The 17,049-nt window shown below is 69.2% G+C and carries 20 protein-coding genes; 9 read left to right on the forward strand and 11 right to left on the reverse strand.

Annotation, left to right across the window (positions count from 1 at the left end; all coding sequences use genetic code 11):
* Positions 1 to 20 precede the first annotated feature (20 nt).
* Entirely contained in the window at positions 21 to 602 is a 582-nt protein-coding gene (locus SB816_RS06705) for a vancomycin high temperature exclusion protein (RefSeq protein ID WP_054500861.1), read from the reverse strand.
* The gene (locus tag SB816_RS06710; RefSeq protein WP_410546675.1) at positions 599 to 1,942 is read right to left on the reverse strand and encodes a hypothetical protein; all 1,344 of its coding nucleotides are present in this window, start codon (positions 1,940 to 1,942) and stop codon (positions 599 to 601) included. The genes SB816_RS06705 and SB816_RS06710 overlap by 4 nt, the downstream gene beginning before the upstream one ends.
* 147 nt (positions 1,943 to 2,089) lie before the next feature.
* On the opposite strand from SB816_RS06710, the gene SB816_RS06715 reads away from it, so the two are divergent.
* Positions 2,090 to 2,491 (forward strand): hypothetical protein, encoded by a 402-nt coding sequence (locus SB816_RS06715; protein WP_064527014.1) that lies wholly within the window; start codon positions 2,090 to 2,092, stop codon positions 2,489 to 2,491.
* Between the two features lie 46 nt (positions 2,492 to 2,537).
* Here the strand turns inward: SB816_RS06715 and SB816_RS06720 are convergent, their stop codons facing one another.
* The 3 genes from SB816_RS06720 to SB816_RS06730 all read right to left on the reverse strand — a co-directional run bounded on the left by SB816_RS06720 (position 2,538) and on the right by SB816_RS06730 (position 4,573).
* Entirely contained in the window at positions 2,538 to 3,137 is a 600-nt protein-coding gene (locus tag SB816_RS06720; RefSeq protein WP_410546676.1) for a hypothetical protein, read from the reverse strand.
* A 54-nt stretch (positions 3,138 to 3,191) separates the two neighbouring features.
* Positions 3,192 to 3,593 (reverse strand): hypothetical protein, encoded by a 402-nt coding sequence (locus SB816_RS06725; protein ID WP_054500865.1) that lies wholly within the window; start codon positions 3,591 to 3,593, stop codon positions 3,192 to 3,194.
* Between the two features lie 86 nt (positions 3,594 to 3,679).
* Positions 3,680 to 4,573, reverse strand: coding sequence for a LysR family transcriptional regulator (locus SB816_RS06730; protein ID WP_054501216.1), 894 nt, complete (start codon positions 4,571 to 4,573; stop codon positions 3,680 to 3,682).
* Between the two features lie 107 nt (positions 4,574 to 4,680).
* Here SB816_RS06730 and SB816_RS06735 point away from each other — a divergent pair, with 107 nt between their 5' ends.
* Positions 4,681 to 5,679 (forward strand): TerC family protein, encoded by a 999-nt coding sequence (locus SB816_RS06735; RefSeq protein WP_006387384.1) that lies wholly within the window; start codon positions 4,681 to 4,683, stop codon positions 5,677 to 5,679.
* 56 nt (positions 5,680 to 5,735) lie between these two features.
* Here the strand turns inward: SB816_RS06735 and SB816_RS06740 are convergent, their stop codons facing one another.
* Entirely contained in the window at positions 5,736 to 6,458 is a 723-nt protein-coding gene (locus SB816_RS06740; RefSeq protein WP_410546677.1) for a serine aminopeptidase domain-containing protein, read from the reverse strand.
* Between the two features lie 148 nt (positions 6,459 to 6,606).
* Here SB816_RS06740 and tam point away from each other — a divergent pair, with 148 nt between their 5' ends.
* The gene (gene tam / locus SB816_RS06745) at positions 6,607 to 7,374 is read left to right on the forward strand and encodes a trans-aconitate 2-methyltransferase (RefSeq protein WP_054415298.1); all 768 of its coding nucleotides are present in this window, start codon (positions 6,607 to 6,609) and stop codon (positions 7,372 to 7,374) included.
* Between the two features lie 53 nt (positions 7,375 to 7,427).
* On the opposite strand, the gene SB816_RS06750 is transcribed toward tam, so the two are convergent.
* The gene (locus tag SB816_RS06750; RefSeq protein ID WP_006387387.1) at positions 7,428 to 8,213 is read right to left on the reverse strand and encodes an AraC family transcriptional regulator; all 786 of its coding nucleotides are present in this window, start codon (positions 8,211 to 8,213) and stop codon (positions 7,428 to 7,430) included.
* A gap of 85 nt (positions 8,214 to 8,298) precedes the next feature.
* Here SB816_RS06750 and SB816_RS06755 point away from each other — a divergent pair, with 85 nt between their 5' ends.
* Positions 8,299 to 9,531 (forward strand): MFS transporter, encoded by a 1,233-nt coding sequence (locus SB816_RS06755; RefSeq protein ID WP_410546678.1) that lies wholly within the window; start codon positions 8,299 to 8,301, stop codon positions 9,529 to 9,531.
* A 28-nt stretch (positions 9,532 to 9,559) separates the two neighbouring features.
* Here the strand turns inward: SB816_RS06755 and SB816_RS06760 are convergent, their stop codons facing one another.
* Both SB816_RS06760 and SB816_RS06765 read right to left on the reverse strand, forming a co-directional pair.
* The gene (locus tag SB816_RS06760) at positions 9,560 to 9,895 is read right to left on the reverse strand and encodes a protealysin inhibitor emfourin (protein ID WP_054500868.1); all 336 of its coding nucleotides are present in this window, start codon (positions 9,893 to 9,895) and stop codon (positions 9,560 to 9,562) included.
* Positions 9,892 to 10,956, reverse strand: coding sequence for a M4 family metallopeptidase (locus SB816_RS06765; RefSeq protein WP_054500869.1), 1,065 nt, complete (start codon positions 10,954 to 10,956; stop codon positions 9,892 to 9,894). The genes SB816_RS06760 and SB816_RS06765 overlap by 4 nt, the downstream gene beginning before the upstream one ends.
* Before the next feature lie 208 nt (positions 10,957 to 11,164).
* Here SB816_RS06765 and SB816_RS06770 point away from each other — a divergent pair, with 208 nt between their 5' ends.
* The gene (locus tag SB816_RS06770) at positions 11,165 to 11,794 is read left to right on the forward strand and encodes a DUF4375 domain-containing protein (RefSeq protein WP_144655412.1); all 630 of its coding nucleotides are present in this window, start codon (positions 11,165 to 11,167) and stop codon (positions 11,792 to 11,794) included.
* A gap of 22 nt (positions 11,795 to 11,816) precedes the next feature.
* On the opposite strand, the gene SB816_RS06775 is transcribed toward SB816_RS06770, so the two are convergent.
* Positions 11,817 to 12,272: an anti-virulence regulator CigR family protein gene (locus tag SB816_RS06775; protein WP_410546714.1), complete on the reverse strand. Its 456-nt coding sequence runs from the start codon at positions 12,270 to 12,272 to the stop codon at positions 11,817 to 11,819.
* Between SB816_RS06775 and SB816_RS06780 the strand changes: the two genes are divergently transcribed.
* On the forward strand, positions 12,156 to 12,410 hold the full coding sequence (locus SB816_RS06780) for a hypothetical protein (RefSeq protein ID WP_367648698.1): 255 nt from the start codon (positions 12,156 to 12,158) through the stop codon (positions 12,408 to 12,410). The two genes, SB816_RS06775 and SB816_RS06780, sit on opposite strands and share 117 nt — an antisense overlap.
* Positions 12,411 to 12,567: 157 nt before the next feature.
* A complete protein-coding gene (locus SB816_RS06785; RefSeq protein WP_049075835.1) occupies positions 12,568 to 13,461 on the forward strand; it encodes a prohibitin family protein in 894 nt (297 codons plus the stop codon).
* Here the strand turns inward: SB816_RS06785 and SB816_RS06790 are convergent.
* A complete protein-coding gene (locus SB816_RS06790) occupies positions 13,454 to 15,550 on the reverse strand; it encodes a PTS sugar transporter subunit IIC/EAL domain-containing protein (RefSeq protein ID WP_054500872.1) in 2,097 nt (698 codons plus the stop codon). The two genes, SB816_RS06785 and SB816_RS06790, sit on opposite strands and share 8 nt — an antisense overlap.
* Positions 15,551 to 15,834: 284 nt before the next feature.
* Here SB816_RS06790 and SB816_RS06795 point away from each other — a divergent pair, with 284 nt between their 5' ends.
* On the forward strand, positions 15,835 to 16,077 hold the full coding sequence (locus SB816_RS06795) for a hypothetical protein (protein WP_049075832.1): 243 nt from the start codon (positions 15,835 to 15,837) through the stop codon (positions 16,075 to 16,077).
* 150 nt (positions 16,078 to 16,227) lie between these two features.
* Positions 16,228 to 17,049 (forward strand): FecR family protein, encoded by an 822-nt coding sequence (locus SB816_RS06800; protein WP_064527026.1) that lies wholly within the window; start codon positions 16,228 to 16,230, stop codon positions 17,047 to 17,049.

The raw sequence follows: 17,049 nt of genomic DNA on the forward strand, positions 1-17,049 counted from the left end.
TGGAAAGAGAGGAAGGGAAACTATAGCGGCCGCAGTGCGTACCAGGCGATGGCCGGCAGCTCGCGCAGGATCGAATACAGGTCGCGCGCCTCGGCATAGCGGGGCGAGGCGCCGCCGACCTGCGGCACGCCATGGCGCCTAAGCGCCAGCATGGTGCGCGGTACGTGGAAGTACTGTGTGATGGCCGTGGCGCTGGCGTAGCCGTGCTCGCGCATGTAGGCGCTGGCGTGGCGGGCGGTGGCCCAGGAGTCGTTGCCGAGACTGTCCGCGACCACCCGGTCGGCCGGCACGCCGCGCGCGATCAGGTAGTCGCGCATCACCGCCGCTTCGTCATGGCCGGCCGGATCGACGCCGCCGCTGACGAACAGCACGCGGCAGCGCGCGGCGGCGTAGCAGTCGTAGGCGCGGTCGAGCCGGGCGGCCAGGCGCGGCGAGGGCTTACCGTCGGGCGCGACCGTGTTGCCCAGCACCACCGCGACGTCGGCCTGCGGGGCGTCGGCCTGCAGGCCCGCCGCGACCAGGGCGGCGGCGGCCAGCGCCACGGCCACGCCCAGGCTGGCGAGGGCAACAAGGGCGCGGCGGGGCCAGCGGGGCGCGCTCATTGCCGTTTGGGGAAGGGCAGGTCGACTTCGATGGCGTTCGAGTAGACCGGGCTGGTTGCGGCGGCCGGGTCCGTCAGCGCCACGACCAGCCGGTAGCGGCCGGGGGCCAGGTCGGGGAAGAAGGGCACGTACTGGCCGTTGCCGGCGCTTACCTGATACTCGAACCCGCCGTTTCCGTCCGGACGCCACAGCACCGGGTCGTCGGCCCAGTCGGCCACGTGGCGCGGGCCCGTGGGCGCCGCAGGCCGGTCGGCGTTGTCGGCATAGGCGGGGGAGGCCTGCGCGGCGGCGGCCGCAACGGCGGGCGCGGCCAGCGTCACCGGCGGGCGTTGGTAGAGCGGCTGCAGCGTGCGCCGATCCTGCGCGTCGATGAACAGCAGCCAGATGCGTGGCGATTGCAGTCGCGCCGACTCGGGGCCGAGGTTGGTCACGTGCAGCGTGAAGCGGCCGCCGGCCTCGTACAGCGTGGTGCCCAGGTGGCCATAGACGGACAGCATCAGGCCGCTCGTGGGCGTGCGCGGCGCCGGGGCATAGCGGTGTTTGTCGATCTTCAGGTCGGCGTAGCGCACCCATGCCGGCGGCGCATCCGCGCTCGCGCCGGCCTCGCGCACCTGCAGCCACTGCGGACGCAGCGCGATCACGTCGAGGCGCTCCCCGGCCTTGGCTGTCCGCGTCGACAGCGCCTTTACATCGGGGGCGTCGTACAGGTCGAGCCGGTCGAAGGGCACGCTGCTGTCGCCATCCAGCGGCGAGTCGTCGCCGTCGATCTGGATGCGCGCCACCGTGCCGTCTTCATTGAATCCGTATGTCAGCTCGAAGGCGCTGTCCTCCAGGTCGAACAGCGCCTGGGCGGTCCACCGCACCGGGCGCGCGGTGCCATCGGGGCGCAGCGCGTAGTCCTCGGTGCCGTTGCTGTCGGCGCCGTAGCGGCAGCCCACCGAGAAGGCGGCCTTGGCGGCATCGAACACGGGGTTGACGAACTGGTGGCACGGGCTGGCCAGCGGCGCGGGATGCGCGATCTCGCGGAACCTGCCTTCCTTGGGCCGGTACAGGAACAGCCGGGCCTGGACCTGGCCGCCGCCGCCGCTCTGGCCGATGACCAGGTCGCGGTAACCGTCGTGGTCGATGTCGGGCGTCTCGAAGACGTCGACCGCTTCGTCGTCCAGGCGGGCGATTTCCTGCGGCGCGCCCTTGCCGACGCGAACGCTGACGCGCTGCTGCGTGGCCCCGTCGACGGTTACCACCGCCCGCAGGCCCGGCTTGATGTCGTAGGCATGGTCGCGCGCGAATGCGTCGGCGCTGACGCCGGCGCCGGCCAGCATGGCCGCAAGCAGGAACATTTTCAAGGCAGCGCCTCCCGGATTTCTTCTCGGCGCATTATGCCCGAGCCGTCGCGCCGCGCGCCGTGCCTGCGGGGGACGCGTCGAGGGTCGCGGCGGCCGCGGGTTCCTGGGTAGAATCATCGGATAGCTTGCGACGCGCGCGCCATGAACCTCCCGTTCCCCATCCGTCAAGAATGCCCGCCGGGCGCCTGTATGTGCGACCGCGACCGGCTGCTGGCCGATCCGGCGGCGGACGTGCGCATCCTGCGGCTCACCAAGGAAGAGGAAAAGCGCCTGGTGGCGCGGCTGGAGAACATTGCCAGCCTGGAAGACCTGCGCGCCATGCAGGGCCGCATGCAGGCGCAATTGGGCATCGTGGTGCGCATCATCCCCAGCGACAACGAAGTGCGCACCTCGCGCGGCATTGCCATCCAGCTCGACGAGCAGCCCGGCCTGTGCCGCAAGACGCGCACGTCGATTCCGGCCGCCATCCGCCGCGGCTTCGACAACAGGCCCGAGATCGTCTACGCGCTGCTGAACGAGCGCGACCTGCTGAACGGCACGTAGCGCCGTCATGCCATGGACGCCGTGGCGGTCGGCGCCCGCTGCGTCCCTACCTGCCGCGCGGCACGGGGCAGGGCGCCAGCGGCACCACGTCGGCGGGCGTGCGGCCCGCTTCGGGCCGGGTATCCATCTTCTTGCCGCTGCGTGCGGGATAGACCAGCAGCACGGCGCTGCCGGGGGCCAGCGTGGGCGCGTTGGGGCCGCCGTAGGCCACGGTCCAGCCGCGCACCGCCAGCGGCGCCAGCGTGTATTGCAGGGCCGAACCGGGCGACACGTGAGCCACCTTGCCGGCGAACAGTTCCTGTTGCCGGGTCTCGAGGCCGTTGACGGACTGGTAGGTGGCGATGCTGACCAGCGCGGCAGATTCGCCGTGCCGCGCCAGGATCGCGGTTTCGTAGCGGCCGGGGGGAATGGCCGTGAGGCTGACGCTGATGTTGCCCTGCGGCTGGCCGCCGCCGTCCAGCCGCACGCCGGTCACGTCGGCCCGCGCCAACGGGGCTGACCCGGTGTTGCGAACCCGCACGCTGTACTGCCCCGACGTGCCGGTCAGCGTACACACCTCGATGCCGTGGGGCGGTGTGTTCGCGTGCGTGGACGCCGCCAGGACGGCGGCGGGCAGGATGGCGGCGCGGAATAGTCGGGACGGCACGGTACGCTCCTATAAGAGGAGGCAGCGCGCCGGGACGCCGCGTTGCCTGCCTTATTACACCACCTGGCGGCCGGGGCCGTCGCCCTGCGGGCGCTTGCCGGCCAGCCAGTGCAGGATCAGCGCCAGCACCAGCAGGGCTGCCATGATGAAGCCCCAGAACAGCCAGCCCAGCACCGCGATCCAGGTGCCCAGGCTGCCGGCCGCGGGCAGGACCTGGTTCAGCAGGTCCACCAGCCACACCAGCCCCGACTGCAGCGACTGGATCAGGCCGGCGTCGACCCAGGGGGCCGCCCACGCGGGCGCCTGCCATTGCGCCGAGCCGATCGCGGCGGCGCCCGGCACCTGGGTCGAGGCGATGGCCGCCAGCACCCAGTCCGCCAACTGTAGCGTCAGCGCCACCAGGCCGGTCCATAGCGCGGCCAGTACGGCGAAAGCGATCCAGATGATTTTCTTCATTGTTGCGGTACTCCGGTGATTCAGGAAAGAAACGCCACGATAGAGCGGAAACGGATTCTGAAAAACCAGCGTCTTTGTGACAATCATTAAGAAAAAACCGAAGTCTTGGCATGCGCCAGTATCTGCTGCACCAGCGGGTGGTGCTGCCCGCGCCGATTGCGGATGCCGTGGATTTCCTCGTGCACGCTGTCGCAGCGCGCCAGCGGCCGCAGGCCGCGCAGCAGGCCGACGTCGTCGCCGCCCAGGCGGCTGAGCGGGAACACGCCCAGGCCGCGCGCGGCGAACACCGACATCAGCGCGCTGTCCTCGAACTCGCCGACCACGTTGGGCCGCAGGCCCTGTTCATTGAACCACCGGTCCAGCGTCTGGCGCAGCACCGAATGGCCGGTCGGCAGCAACACCGGCAGGCGCTCCAGGCAGCGGGGGAAGTCCTGCGTGTCGGCCTTGCGCACCAGCCGCGCCGGGCCGTACCAATCGACCGGCGAGGACACCAGCCGGTCGCTGGTCAGGCGCAGGTTGGGGTTGGCCGGCGCGCCCTGGCCAGCCAGCACCAGGTCCAGGTGGTGGCGCGCCAGTTCGCCCAGCAGTTCCTCGACCTCGCCCTCGTGGCAGGTCAGGCGCAGGTCCGGGGTGTCCAGCACCGGCCCCAGCAGCGCGTGGGCGGCGAGCTTGGAGATGCCGTCCGACAGGCCCACCGACAGGCGGATCACCGGCTTGGTGGCGGCGGCGCGGACTTCCTGCGGCAGTTCCTGGCCGATCTGGAAGATCTCCTCGGCGCGGGCGAAGGCGGCCTGGCCGGCGTCGGTCAGGGCCACCCCACGCCCGGCCGGACGCAGCAACTGGTGGCCCAGGTTCTTTTCCAGTTCGCGCACCTGGGCGCTGATGGTCTGGATGGCCATGTCGAGGCGCTCGGCGGCGCGCGAGAAGCCGCCTTCCTTGGCGACCATCCAGAAGTAATACAGGTGGCGGTAATTGAGCATGGCGATGTTCACTTCGGTTTTTTCGAACCATAACTCACTTTCAGGCTGATTTCTCCATCGGCCCGGGATCCGGATCATGAGGGCCTTCACACACAAGCGGGAACATCATGGAAGCCTTGCTCTCATTTCTACAAGCCGACTTCGCCGGCACGCCGGCCTGGAGCTGGCTGCTGTTCATCGGCATCGTCATCTCCCTGCTGGTCTTCGACCTGGGCGTGCTGCACAAGGAAGACCGCGAGATCGGCGTGCGCGAAAGCCTGCTGCTGTCGGCGGGTTACATTTCGGCCGCGTTGCTGTTCGGCGGCTGGGTCTGGTGGCAGATGGGCCCGGCCAGCGGCATGGCCTACTACACGGGCTTCCTGATCGAGAAATCGCTGTCGCTGGACAATGTGTTCGTGATCGCGCTGATCTTCAGTTTCTTCGCCATCCCGCGCCAGTTCCAGCACCGCGTGCTGTTCTGGGGCATCCTGGGAGTGATCGTGCTGCGCGCCATCATGATCGGCCTGGGCGCCGCGCTGGTCAGCAACTTCGGCTGGTTGATGTATCTGTTCGGCGCGTTCCTGGTGTTCACCGGCATCAAGATGTGGATGATCGCCGACCAGGAGCCGGATATCGCCACCAACCCGATCCTGAAGTTCCTCAAGCGCCGCATGCGCGTGACCGATGGCCTGCGCGGCAACGCCTTCTGGGTGCGCGAGCCGGATGCGGCCACGGGCAAGACGGTGCGCTGGGCCACGCCGCTGTTCCTGGCCCTGGTGCTGATCGAGTTCGTGGACCTGTTGTTCGCGGTGGACTCGGTGCCGGCGATCTTCGCCATCACCACCGACCCGTTCATCGTGTACACCAGCAACATCTTCGCGATCCTGGGCCTGCGCGCGCTGTACTTCGCGCTGGCGGCGATGATCCACCGCTTCCACTACCTGAAGTACGCGCTGTCGCTGGTACTGGTGTTCATCGGCACGAAGATCTTCCTGGTCGGCTTCATCGGCAAGATTCCCGCCGTGGTGTCGCTGTCGGTGACCTTCGGCCTGATCGGCGGCGGCGTGCTGTTCTCGCTGTGGAAGACCCGCTCGGGGGCGTCGCAGCCTGAGCTGAAGACCGAGTAACCCGGCAAGAGCAGAGGGCCCGCCCATGGCGGGCCCTTTTTCATCGCCGAGCCGCCTCAAGATGAAAAAGCCCCCTCGGGGGGGGCGGGGTCGAGCGTGCGCAGGAAGTCGGCGATGGCCGCGGCGGCGGCCTCGGGCGCGGCCTGCAACAGGCAGTGCGGCGCGTCGATGTCGACCAGGAGGGTCTGCGGCGCCAATTGCCTGACCAGCGTGGCGGCGGCGGGCGGCACCACGCGGTCGTGGCGCGCCTGCAGGTATAGCAGCGGCAGGCGCACGCCGGCACATGCCGCGCGTTGGTCGGCGGCCATCACGGCCTGGAGGCGGGCTCGCATGACGGCGGGCGCCACCTGCGCGACGGCCCGGTCCAGCGCGGCGCGCAGCGCCGGCGTGCCATGGGCGCCCAGCAACAGGTGATGCAGGACCGCGCGCGGCAGCAGTGTGACCGGCAGCCAGTTGGCCAGCGGCCGCGCCAGGCCCAGCCGGGGATGCGGCGCGCGCACGAACGAGGCGCACAGGATCAGGCCGCGCAGGTTTGGCGGCGGCGCGGCGGCGATGGCGGCGCCCAGCGGTCCCGAGAAGGATTCGGCCAGCAGCACGAAGGGCGCCTGCGCGGGCAGGGCCTGGCGCACGCGCTGTTCGAGCGCGGGGTAACCGAGCGGCTCGCGGGCGGGATAGCGCAGCACCATGGGCGGCGGCGCGGGGGGCAGCGCGGACAGCAGCGGATCAAACAGATCGCCGGTGCCGTCCATGCCGGGCAACAGGACCAGTTGCGGAGGCATTCATCAAGTTCCGAATGGGGAGTGGTCGCATTCTGACAGGGTGTCGGCATATCCAGTAAATATGAATGTGTAGCCCTATATATATTTGTCATATGGAATGACGCGGCGTAGAGTGCGGAACGTACCCAGACCCACGCAAGGAGCCGCCATGACCTGGTCCGCCAAACAGTATTCCGCCTTTGAAAACGAACGCACCCGCCCGGTGCGCGACCTGGTTGCCGCCCTGCCGAACGAACAGGTCGGCCACGCGGTGGATCTGGGCTGCGGCCCCGGCAACTCCACCGAGGTGCTGGCCGCCCGCTACCCGCAGGCCGACGTGACCGGCATGGACAGCTCCGACGACATGGTGCAGGCGGCGCGCAAGCGCCTGCCGTCGATCGCGTTCGAACTGGCCGACATCGAAACCTGGAATCCGCCGCGCCAGTACGACGTGATCCTGGCCAACGCCGCGCTGCAGTGGGTGCCGGACCACGCGACCCTCTATCCGCGCCTGGTGGGCAAGCTGGCGCCGGGCGGCAGCCTGGCGGTGCAGACGCCGGACAACCTGGAAGAGCCGGCCCACAAGCTGGCGCGCCAGGTCGCCGCCGACGGCCCCTGGGCCGGCAAGATCGGCGGCGTCAAGCATCCGCCGCGTCACAGCGCCGCCTGGTACTACGAACTGCTCAAGCCGCATTGCGGCCGACTGGACGTCTGGCGCACGACCTACATGCACCCGCTGGCAGGCGCGCAGGCGGTGGTGGAATGGTTCAAGGGCACGGCGCTGCGGCCTTATCTGAACAAGCTGGACGCTGACGAACAGGCGGCCTTCCTGGCGCGCTATCGGGACGAGATTGCGCGCGCCTATCCCGCGTTGGCCGATGGCACCGTGCTGCTGCCGTTCCCGCGGCTGTTCCTGGTGGCGGGTCCCAAGGACTGAAGCGGCGCGCCCGGTCCGCCGCGCCGCCGCGCCCTTGCGCGGGAACCGCGGCCCTAGGCCTTGTCGGCGAAGTAGCGCGCCGGCGTCTGTCCCAGCGCCTTGCGGAACATGGTGATGAAGGCGCTGACCGATTCGTAGCCCAGGTCTTCGGCGGTGCGCTGCACCGACACGCCCGACGACAACCGCTGCAGCGCCATGACGATGTGCATCTGCTGGCGCCAGCGGCCGAAGCTCATGCCGACCTCCTGCCGCACCAGGCGCGCCAGCGTGCGTTCGCTCATGGCCAGGCGCCGGCCCCATTCGGCCGCGGTGCTGCGGTCGGCGGGATTGGCCCGCAGCGACGCGGCAATCTCGCGCAGGCGCGGATGGTCGGACAGCGGCAGGTGCAACTGCTCGGTCGGCATCCGCGTCAATTGCTCGACCAGCACGGCGGCCAGACGGCGGTTGGCGGGCAGGGCGGTGTCGGCCGGCGCCAGGTCGGCCAGGTGCGCCACCATTTCCCGCACCAGCGGCGTGATCGCCAGCGTGCAGCATTGCGTCGGCAGGCCCGGCGTGTCCGCCGGCACGAACAGGAAGCAGACCCGGCCGTTGTCGGTGACGCGGTTGCGGTGCGGCACGCCGCCGGGGATCCACACGCCGCAGCGCGGCGGCACCATCCACAGGCCCTGCGGCACGAAGCTGGTCACCCCGCCCTGCAGCGACAGCACCAACTGGCCCATGCGGTGGCGATGGGTGGGCGATTCGTGTTCGTTGCGGGCCGCCTCCACGCGCATGGCGTAGGTCCATTGCGTGGGCGTGTCGGGATCGAAATAGGGGCTGTGGGCGTGCGGCGGATACATGGCGCGGCGCTGCCTTGGCTGGATTCAGGGATATTTTGTCATTATCTCGAAATTCAGCAGAGACGGCTTTGCCTAAGCTGACGGCATGATTCCTTCCGCTTCCTCCCCCGCTTCCCGACGCCCCGTTCTGCTGATCGTGGGCATCCTCTTCATCGCCATGGCGCTGCGTGCGCCGGTCACGGGCATGCCGCCCCTGGTCGGCCTGATCCGCGAGCAGCTCGGGCTGTCCAACACCGCCGCGGGCATGCTGATCACGCTGCCGCTGCTGGCGTTCGCCATCGTTTCGCTGGTGTCGGCCGGCATGGCGCGTCGCCATGGCCTGGAGCGCACGCTGTTCGCCGCGCTGCTGCTGATCGGCGTCGGCATCGTGCTGCGCAGCCAGGGCCAGGCCTGGGCGCTGTATGCCGGCACGGCGGTCATCGGCTCGGGCATCGCCGTCGGCAACGTGCTGCTGCCCAGCCTGCTCAAGCGCGATTTCCCGCAGCGCGTGGCGGGCCTGACCTCGGCTTATGTGTTGACCATGAGCATCGCGGCCGGCGCCGCCTCTGCCCTGGCGGTGCCGCTGGCCAGCCTGGCGGGCGGCAGTTGGCGCTTCTCGGCGCTGTGCCTGCTGGCGATTCCGGTGGCCGGGGTGCTGCTGTGGCTGCCGCAACTGGCCAACCATACGCCGCCGGCCGCGTCCACCGCGCACGCGCCGCACGGCGGCCGGTTGTGGCATTCCGCGCTGGCCTGGCAGGTGACGCTTTACCTGGGCATCAATTCCTTCGTGTTCTACGTGGGCGTGAGCTGGCTGCCGGCGATCCTGCGCGACGCGGGCTACTCGGCCGAGCGCGCCGGCTCGCTGCACGGGCTGCTGCAGTTGATGTCGGCCGGGCCCGCGCTGTTCCTGGCGCCGGTGGTGCGCCGCATGAAGGACCAGCGCGCGGCCGCGTTCTGCTCGGCGCTGTCCTCGCTGGTGGCGTTCGTCGGCTTGATCGCGGCGCCGGGCTGGGCCACGTTGTGGATCGTGCTGCTCGGCCTGGGCACGGGCGGCGGCATCATCCTGGGCCTGATGTTCGTGGGCCTGCGCGCCAGCCACGCGCAGCAGGCGGCGGCGCTGTCGGGCATGGCGCAGTGCGTGGGCTACCTGTTCGCGGCCAGCGGACCGGCGCTGGTCGGCGCCCTGCACGACCGGCTGGGGGGCTGGTCGGCGGCGCTCGGTCTGTGCGCCGCATTGTGCCTGGCGATGGCGGGCTGCGGACTGCTGGCGGGCCGCGCGATCCAGATTGGCGCGTTCCGCGCGCATCCGGCCCAGGCGCCGCAACGCGCGGCGCAGTGACGCCGGCGCACGCCGCAAGCGGCGTTTTCTAGCCGCCGGCCTGGGCGCGCCACAGACGCACCAGGATGTCGGGCGCCTGCGCTTCCGGCACGTCGAAGGTGAGGCTGGCCGTATCGCCGCTGGCCGGATCGCGGAACGCCAGTTCCACATGGAAGTACCGCTGGTCGCCGCCCTGGGCGGCGCAGTCAGGCGTGGCCAGCGGGGCGGTGCGCCGCAGGGCTTCGCCGACCTCCTGCCGCAGCCCGGGCGGGCAGGAGGTCAGGTCGATGCTGCGGGTGCGCGCCAAGCCGGGCAGGTAGGCCAGCCCGCCTTCGCGCGTCAGGCTGACGCGCAGCGCGAATTCGAGCGGAGGCAGGTCGATCATGGCTGTATGCCCACCGCCGCCCAGGCGCCGGCGACGGCCTTGTGCGCGGCCTCGCCGTGCGCCCCGCGCGCCACGTCCAGCGTCAGGCGCGCGAACGCGGCGAAGTCGGCGTCGTGGCGCAGGCGCTTGTCGCGCAGCGTGTCGTACCAGATGCGGCCGGCTATTTCCCAGGCCGGTCCCTTCAGGGCGGTCGCGGCCAGGTAGAAGGCGCGGTTCGGAATGCCGGAGTTGATGTGCACGCCGCCATTGTCATGCGGCGTATCGACGTAGCCGCTCATGTGCGCCGGCTGCGGATCCTTGCCCAGCACCGGATCGTCGTAGGCGCTGCCGGGCTCGGCCATCGAGCGCAGGGCGCGCGCCTGCACTTTCGGCAGGAACAGGCCCTGGCCCACCAGCCAGTCGGCTTCGCGCGCGTCCTGGCCCAGGGCGTATTGCTTGACCAGCGCGCCGAACACGTCGCACAGCGATTCGTTGAGCGCGCCCGACTGGCCCTGGTAGGCCAGCGCCGCTTCGCTGTCGATGACGCCGTGCGTCAGTTCATGGCCGATGATGTCGACCGCCACGGTGAAGCGGTTGAACACTTCGCCGTCGCCGTCGCCGAACACCATCTGCGAGCCATTCCAGAAGGCGTTGTCGTAGTCTTCGCCGTAATGCACGCTGCCCACCAGCGGCAGGCCCGCGCCATCGATCGAGTCGCGCTGGTAGACATCGTGGAACAGCCTGTAGGTCGCGCCCAGGTGATCGTAGGCTTCATCCACCGCCGCGTCGCCGCTGGCCTTGGCGCCTTCGGCGCGCACCAGCTTGCCGGGCAGGGCGGTGGTGTTGGCCGCGTCGTGCACCGCGCGTTGCGGCGTGCCGCCGGCATCCGAAGCGCGAGGAGCCGCCACCTGGGCCCGCGACGGCCGCGCCGCCATTTCACGCAATCCGCGCTGCTGCTGGTCGATGATGAGTGTCTTGACGGCCGGCATGCTGACACGCGCGTCGGCGTGCTGTGCCAGGCGGTCCAGGACATAGGGCGGAATCACGCCGATCAGGGGCGTGGACGCGGAGGGGCGCGGCATTGTCGATCTCCCGGTGAAGACATGGCGGACGCGGCGCGCGGGCCGGGCCCGGGGCAGGCTTTACGGTAGCAGATAGGCCATGCGCGGGCGTAACAGTGTGCGGCCTGATGCGAGGAACGATAAACGGGCGCGCCGCGCCTCGACGGCCGAGGCGCGATCCGTTATCTTCTGCGCGTTCCGGATTTCTGCTTACGCTTCGAGACATCGCATGTCCGCCGACTACCGCATCCGCCATCTCGCCCTGACCGAGACCCACATCCTGCTGACGCTGGCCGACGGCCGCACGTTGCGCGAGCCGATCCGGCGGCATATCCGGCTGGAAAAGGCCAGCCCGGCCGAGCGCGAACAGTGGCAACTGGTGGACGACGACCATGGCGTGGTGTGGCCGGACTTGCTGGCGCCTTCGGCCGCGGGCATGCTGAACGTGCGCGACCTGTTGTGGGACGCGCATTACGAAGGCGCGCTGGCGGCGTTGCGGGCGGTGGAGTGGAAGCTGGAAAGCCTGCCGCAGCGTGAGCAGGAGCTGGTTGCGCTGTGGCGCATGGAAGCCGACATCAACAACGGCGGCTTCATGCAGTTCCTGTGCAATTGGGGCGATCCGACCTGCCAGTTGGCGCTGCTGGCGCTGGGCAAGATCGGCGCGGCGCGCACGCGCGCCATCCTGGCGGAGATGCGCGGCCTGGTCGATCGTTTCGAGGCCGCGCCCGAAGTGATCGAACTGAACGATATCTACGGCGCCATGACCGAGGCCGAGCAGGCGCGCCTGCATGCGCTGGACGAAGCCTACTTCGACTATCCGGACGACCTGGCGCGGCTGGGCCTGGCCTACTACGACTAGCCAGGCGGCCAGTCGATACGCTTCAGTCGAACACGCCCGCCAGCACGTCCGCGACGATGCCGGTGGCGATGGCGATCAGGATGAGGTCATTGCCGGCCACGCGCCACTCGTAACCGGGATGCACCGGCAGCCGGGCCAACATCGGGCCGGGCACCATCTTCTTGGCGATGCCCGGGGGCAGCGGTTTGCCGCGCGCCAGGTTCTTGCGGATGCCGGGCGGCAGGGAGCCATAGCCGGTGGCGCCAGCCTGCACCGCGTAGCCGCGCGCGGTCGAGATGCTGATGCCCGCGGTGCTCAGGGTGACGCTGACGTTGGTGTCGGCATCCTTGCCGTTGCCCTTGTTCTTGCCGCCGCTGTTGCCATTGCCCTTGTTGTTGCCATTGCCGTTGCCGTTGCCGGCGTGATCGGGCTTGCCGCGGTTTTCAGGCGGCGCCGACCAGGCGGGGGCGAGGAGGGTGGAACAGGCCAAGGCGGTCACGAGAATGGCGATCGAGCGGCGCATGATGGGCACCCGGAGTTAAGGCCCATGCAGCGTACCGCAATGCTGGAACGCGCGCCATCTCCATTGGCAAGCGGTTTTTCCTATTGCAACAACCGTAACCTTTCACGCCGCTGACTCGGGCTAGAATCGCTCGCTTCTATTCCGGGGGGGAATGCCAGATGCGATATTTCCTGATCTTGGTGGGGGCGGCCGTGGTCGCCTATTTACTTGCGCGCGGCATCGCCGCCGTGCTCTCGGATCGTAAACGCAACAAATCAGAAAGGGACTGAAAGTGAAGCCGACCGACCTCCAGATCGTCAAGTCCGTCAAACCGCGCAGCCTGAAGGTGGCCATCATCACGGGCGTGCTGTTCGTGCTGATCCTGTGCCTGGCGTTCGGTTCGTGGTTCCAGGTGGACCAGGGCGAACGCGGCGTGGTGCTGCGCAACGGCAAGCTGGTGCGCGTGTCCGAGCCGGGCCTGGATTTCAAGACGCCCTTCATCGACAACGTGATGACGGTGTCGGTGCGCGACCACACTTTCGTGTTCGAGAAGCTCGAAGCCTATAGCTATGACCAGCAACCGGCCACGCTGCGCGTGTCGGTCACCTACCGCGTGCCGCCCGAGCACGTGGCCGAGCTGTATTCCGAGTACGGCACCATCAGCAACCTGCAGATGCGCGTGCTCGAACGCAAGACGCCCGACGCGGTCAAGAACGTGTTCGGCCAGTACACCGCGGTGCGCGCCATCCAGGAACGCCAGAAGCTGGGCCTGGACGTGAACAACGCCGTGCTCAAGACCATGGAAGGCGCGCCGGTGCAGGTGGTGGGCGTGCAGATCGAGGAAGTCGGTTTCTCGCAGGCCTACGAGCACTCGATCGAACAGCGCATGCTGGCGCAGGTGCAGATCGAGACCACCCGCCAGCAGAAGGAAACGGCGATGATCAACGCCGAGATCCAGGTGGTCAAGGCCAAGGCCGAAGCCGACGCGCGCCGCCAGCAGTTCACCGCCGAGGCCGACGGCATCCGCATGCGCGGCGAAGCCGAGGCCGCGTCGATCCGCGCCAAGGCCGAGGCGCTGGCCGCCAACACCAACCTGGTCAGCCTGAACGCGGTCGAGAAATGGGATGGCGTGCTGCCCTCCACGCAGGTGCCGGGCGCGGCGCTGCCGTTCATCGGCATCAAATAGCGGCGGCGCTGCCGCTGTGCGCGGCGGCCGGCATGCGCCGCCGCGCGAATTCCACCAGGTGCTCGCCTGACAGCGCCTTGCTGTAGAACCAGCCTTGCACGATGATCTCGGCGCTGGATTCGAGGGCGGCGAGCTGCTCCTGGGTCTCCACGCCTTCGACGATGATCTGCAGGTCCAGCGCCTCGCAGAAGCGCAGCAGGCCGCTCATGACCTGGGCGCCGCGCGCGCTGCTCTGGGCGAGCACGAAACTGCGGTCGATCTTGACCGCGTCGATCTCGAACTGGTGCAGGTAGCTGAGGGCCGAGTAGCCGGTGCCGAAGTCATCGATATAGACCTTGCAACCGATGCCATGCAGGCGGTCGAACGCCGTGTGCAGCGCCTGCGCGTCTTCCACCAGCGCATCCTCGGTCAGTTCCACCGATACCTGGCCCTGGGCCTGCTCCAGCACCTTGACGAGCTTGTCCAGATACGAAGCCGAGGTCAGTGTGCCGCTGGTGACGTTGACGGTCAGGGGCAGGGTGAAACCGGCCTTGCGCCACGCAAGACATTGCAGCACCGCCTGCTTGGCCACCCACAGATCCACTTCGCGCATCAGGTCGGCCTGCGCCAGCCAGCGCAGGAATTCCAGCGGCGCCTGTTGCGTGCCTTCCGGGCCGGTGGCGCGCAGCAGCGCCTCGCAGCCCGTGCAGCGGCCGCTGCGCAGCGACACCTGCGGCTGGTATTCGAGATAGAAGTCGTATTCGCTGATGGCGCGGATCCGCGAGATCTCGGCGCTGCGGCGGGCGCGGTTGGCGTAGGTCGAGACCACCGGATCGTGCGCGAACAGCAGCGATTCCTCCTGCAATCGCGGAAAGGTGGTGTCGAGCGACTTGAAGTAGACGGTGGCGTCGGCCTTGCGCTGGCGTTCCAGCGCGACCACGAACGGCGCATAGAGGCAGGCGCCCAATGCGATCAGCGTCACTTGCAGCGCCACCCCGCCCAGGTGGCCACCGGCGCTGAGATAGGCATTGAGCAGGACCGGCGAGGTCAGCGGCAACGAGACCGAGGCGGCCGGAATCCAGCCCAGTTGCACCACCGCCAGCGCCACCAGCGCGTTGCACACCGGCGCCAGCACGAACGGGATCAGCAGGCGCGGGTTGAGAATCAGGGGCAGGCCGAACAGCAGGATCTCGTTGACGTTCAGCAGCGACACCGGAATGCTGGCCAGCGCCAGCAGCCGCAGCGATTCGCTGCGCGAGAACAGCAGGATGGCGACCACGAGCGACAGCGTCGCGCCGGCGCCGCCGATGAAGACGAAGGCGCCCAGCAGGCTGCCGTTCAGCGCGTACAGGCCTTCGTGGCCGGCCGCGGCGCTGGCGGCGTTGAGCGCCGTGGCCTGGTCCAGCACGTCTATCACGGGCGCCATCGCGTGATAGCCGTGGATGCCGAAGAACCAGAAGATCGAGTTCAGCGCCGCCGTCATCGGACCGGTGGTGAAGGGGCTGTCGAGCGAGGCCAGGTCGACCGGAATGTCGAACTGCGCCACGCCCGGAATGCGCAGCAGCAGGCTGACCGCGAGCGCCACCGCGCCGGCGGTCAGCAGGCCTGGAATCACCATGTTGAGGGTGCCCCGCACGTTCTCGCCGATGAGCCCGTCGGGCGCCAGCCGCGTCCAGCGGCGCCGGTGCAGCCAGGCCAGCAGGGGCACGCTGCCCAACGGCAGCAGGATGGCGATGCTCAGGATCAGGGTGGCGGCGGCATGCGGGTAGGGCGCCAGCAGACCCTCGGCGATCACGACGTACGACAGGCACAGGAAGGCGGCCGGCAGATTGGGCACGCGGTGGCGGATCGACAGCATGTAGCCAACCGAGGTGCTGACCAGCATGGGCATGACCATGTTGAGCCGGTTGTGCACGGCGGCCAGCTCCTGCACCAGCGCCGCGGACAGACCGAGCTGGCCGGCCACCACCGACAGCACCAGGAACAGCGCCGACACGAGCAGGCACGGCATCGTCCAGAGCAGTCCCTCGCGGATGGCGCGCAGTGCGCTCGCGCTGGCCAGGGCCGCCAACCGATCTTTCGGATAGCGCATGAAGCTCGATGTCGGCATACCGGTCGCCCTATGAAGCCCGCTACCGAGGGCGGGCTGGCCCGGGGCGCGGCCGCCTCGCCGGACCCGGTTTGTAAGAATCCTTTGCCGCATCCTAGCGCCTCAGTTCCCGACTTAGCAATCGCGCCGCCGAAAAATCTTAGGGATTCCCCTCTGTCAAGAATTGAAAAGCGGGCGCATCGTGCACGTATCGGGAGCAGGGCGGCGCGCTACCATCAGGCGCAAACCCTTGGGTTTGGCGGGAGCCGCGGCTTCAATACAGGCTGGATCAAGAGGGAGACAGGATGTCGCAGTTGGAATGGGTGTCCGGCGACACGACGCCGGAACGGCAGGGCTACTACGAAACGCGGTTCGATACGGGCGGCACCGCGATCACGCTGTACAGCGTGCTGGGCTGGATGCCGGCCAAGGCGCCCGGCAACATGGTGAGCTGGCGCGCATTGCCGCCGGCGGTCGAGCGTGAAGAGGCCGAGCGGCACATCCAGGAGTTGCGCGCGGCGCAGAGCCACGTGCCGATGGATTATTGACCGGCGGGTACCTCGCCGGGGCCGCCGCGGTCCAGGCGATATGATGGGAACGCAAGGCCGCGTGGGCGATCGAACGGTTACCGGCGGTTGTGCCCGACGCTGTTTCCGTTCATTCCTGGCCCGCGCTCCCCTTGCGGGCGGCACGCATCCATGACAGATTCCTTTTCGCGAGATTCCGACAGCCGGCGCCGGCCCGCATTCCTGGCCTGGCGTTGGCCTGCGGGCGGCCCGGGACGGCGACTGCTGACGCGCGCGGGGCTGGCCTGCGTTGTCCTGGCGGCCGTGGCGCTGCTGGCGTGGTGGAGCCTGCCCGCCGAGGCGCCGTCGTTTGCGACCACCATTAGCGCCGATCGGGGCGAACGCAAGCAGGTCACGCTGCCCGATGGCTCGGTCCTCGAACTCAATGGCAACGCCCTGGCCGAGGTCAAGTTCTACGGCGCGCGGCGCGAGGTCGAACTGCAGGGCGGGGAAATCCTCTTCACCGTGAACGCCGAGGCGCAGCGGCCATTCATCGTGCGCGCCGGCAGCGCCGACGTGCGCGCGGCCGGCGCCGTCTTCGATGTCCGTCGCGATGAGGACGACGTGACGGTGCTGGTGCGTGCGGGCACGGCGGATGTGACGGGCGGCCATTGGTGGAACCTGGGCCTCGCGGTGCTGCGCGACGGGCACCGCATCCGCGTGCCTGCGAGCGGCGCGATCGGGGTGCCGGCGCCCGCCGACGTCGACGCGCTGCTGGCCTGGCAGACAGGCCGCCTGGTCTTCCGCGACACGCCGATGGCCGAGGTGGTGCGTGAGATGAATCGCTATCTGGCCGCGCCGTTGCGTCTGGCCGACAGCCGGGCGGGGCGCTTGCGCCTGTCGGCTTCGTTCGATCTGGATCCCCCCGAGGCCATGCTGCAGGCGCTGGCCGCCGCGGCGCCGGTGACGCTGGCGCCCGCCGCCGACGGGGCGATCGATCTCAAGGCCCGCTAG

The organism is Achromobacter sp. SIMBA_011 (assembly GCF_046535435.1).
Lineage (GTDB): Bacteria > Pseudomonadota > Gammaproteobacteria > Burkholderiales > Burkholderiaceae_B > Achromobacter > Achromobacter dolens.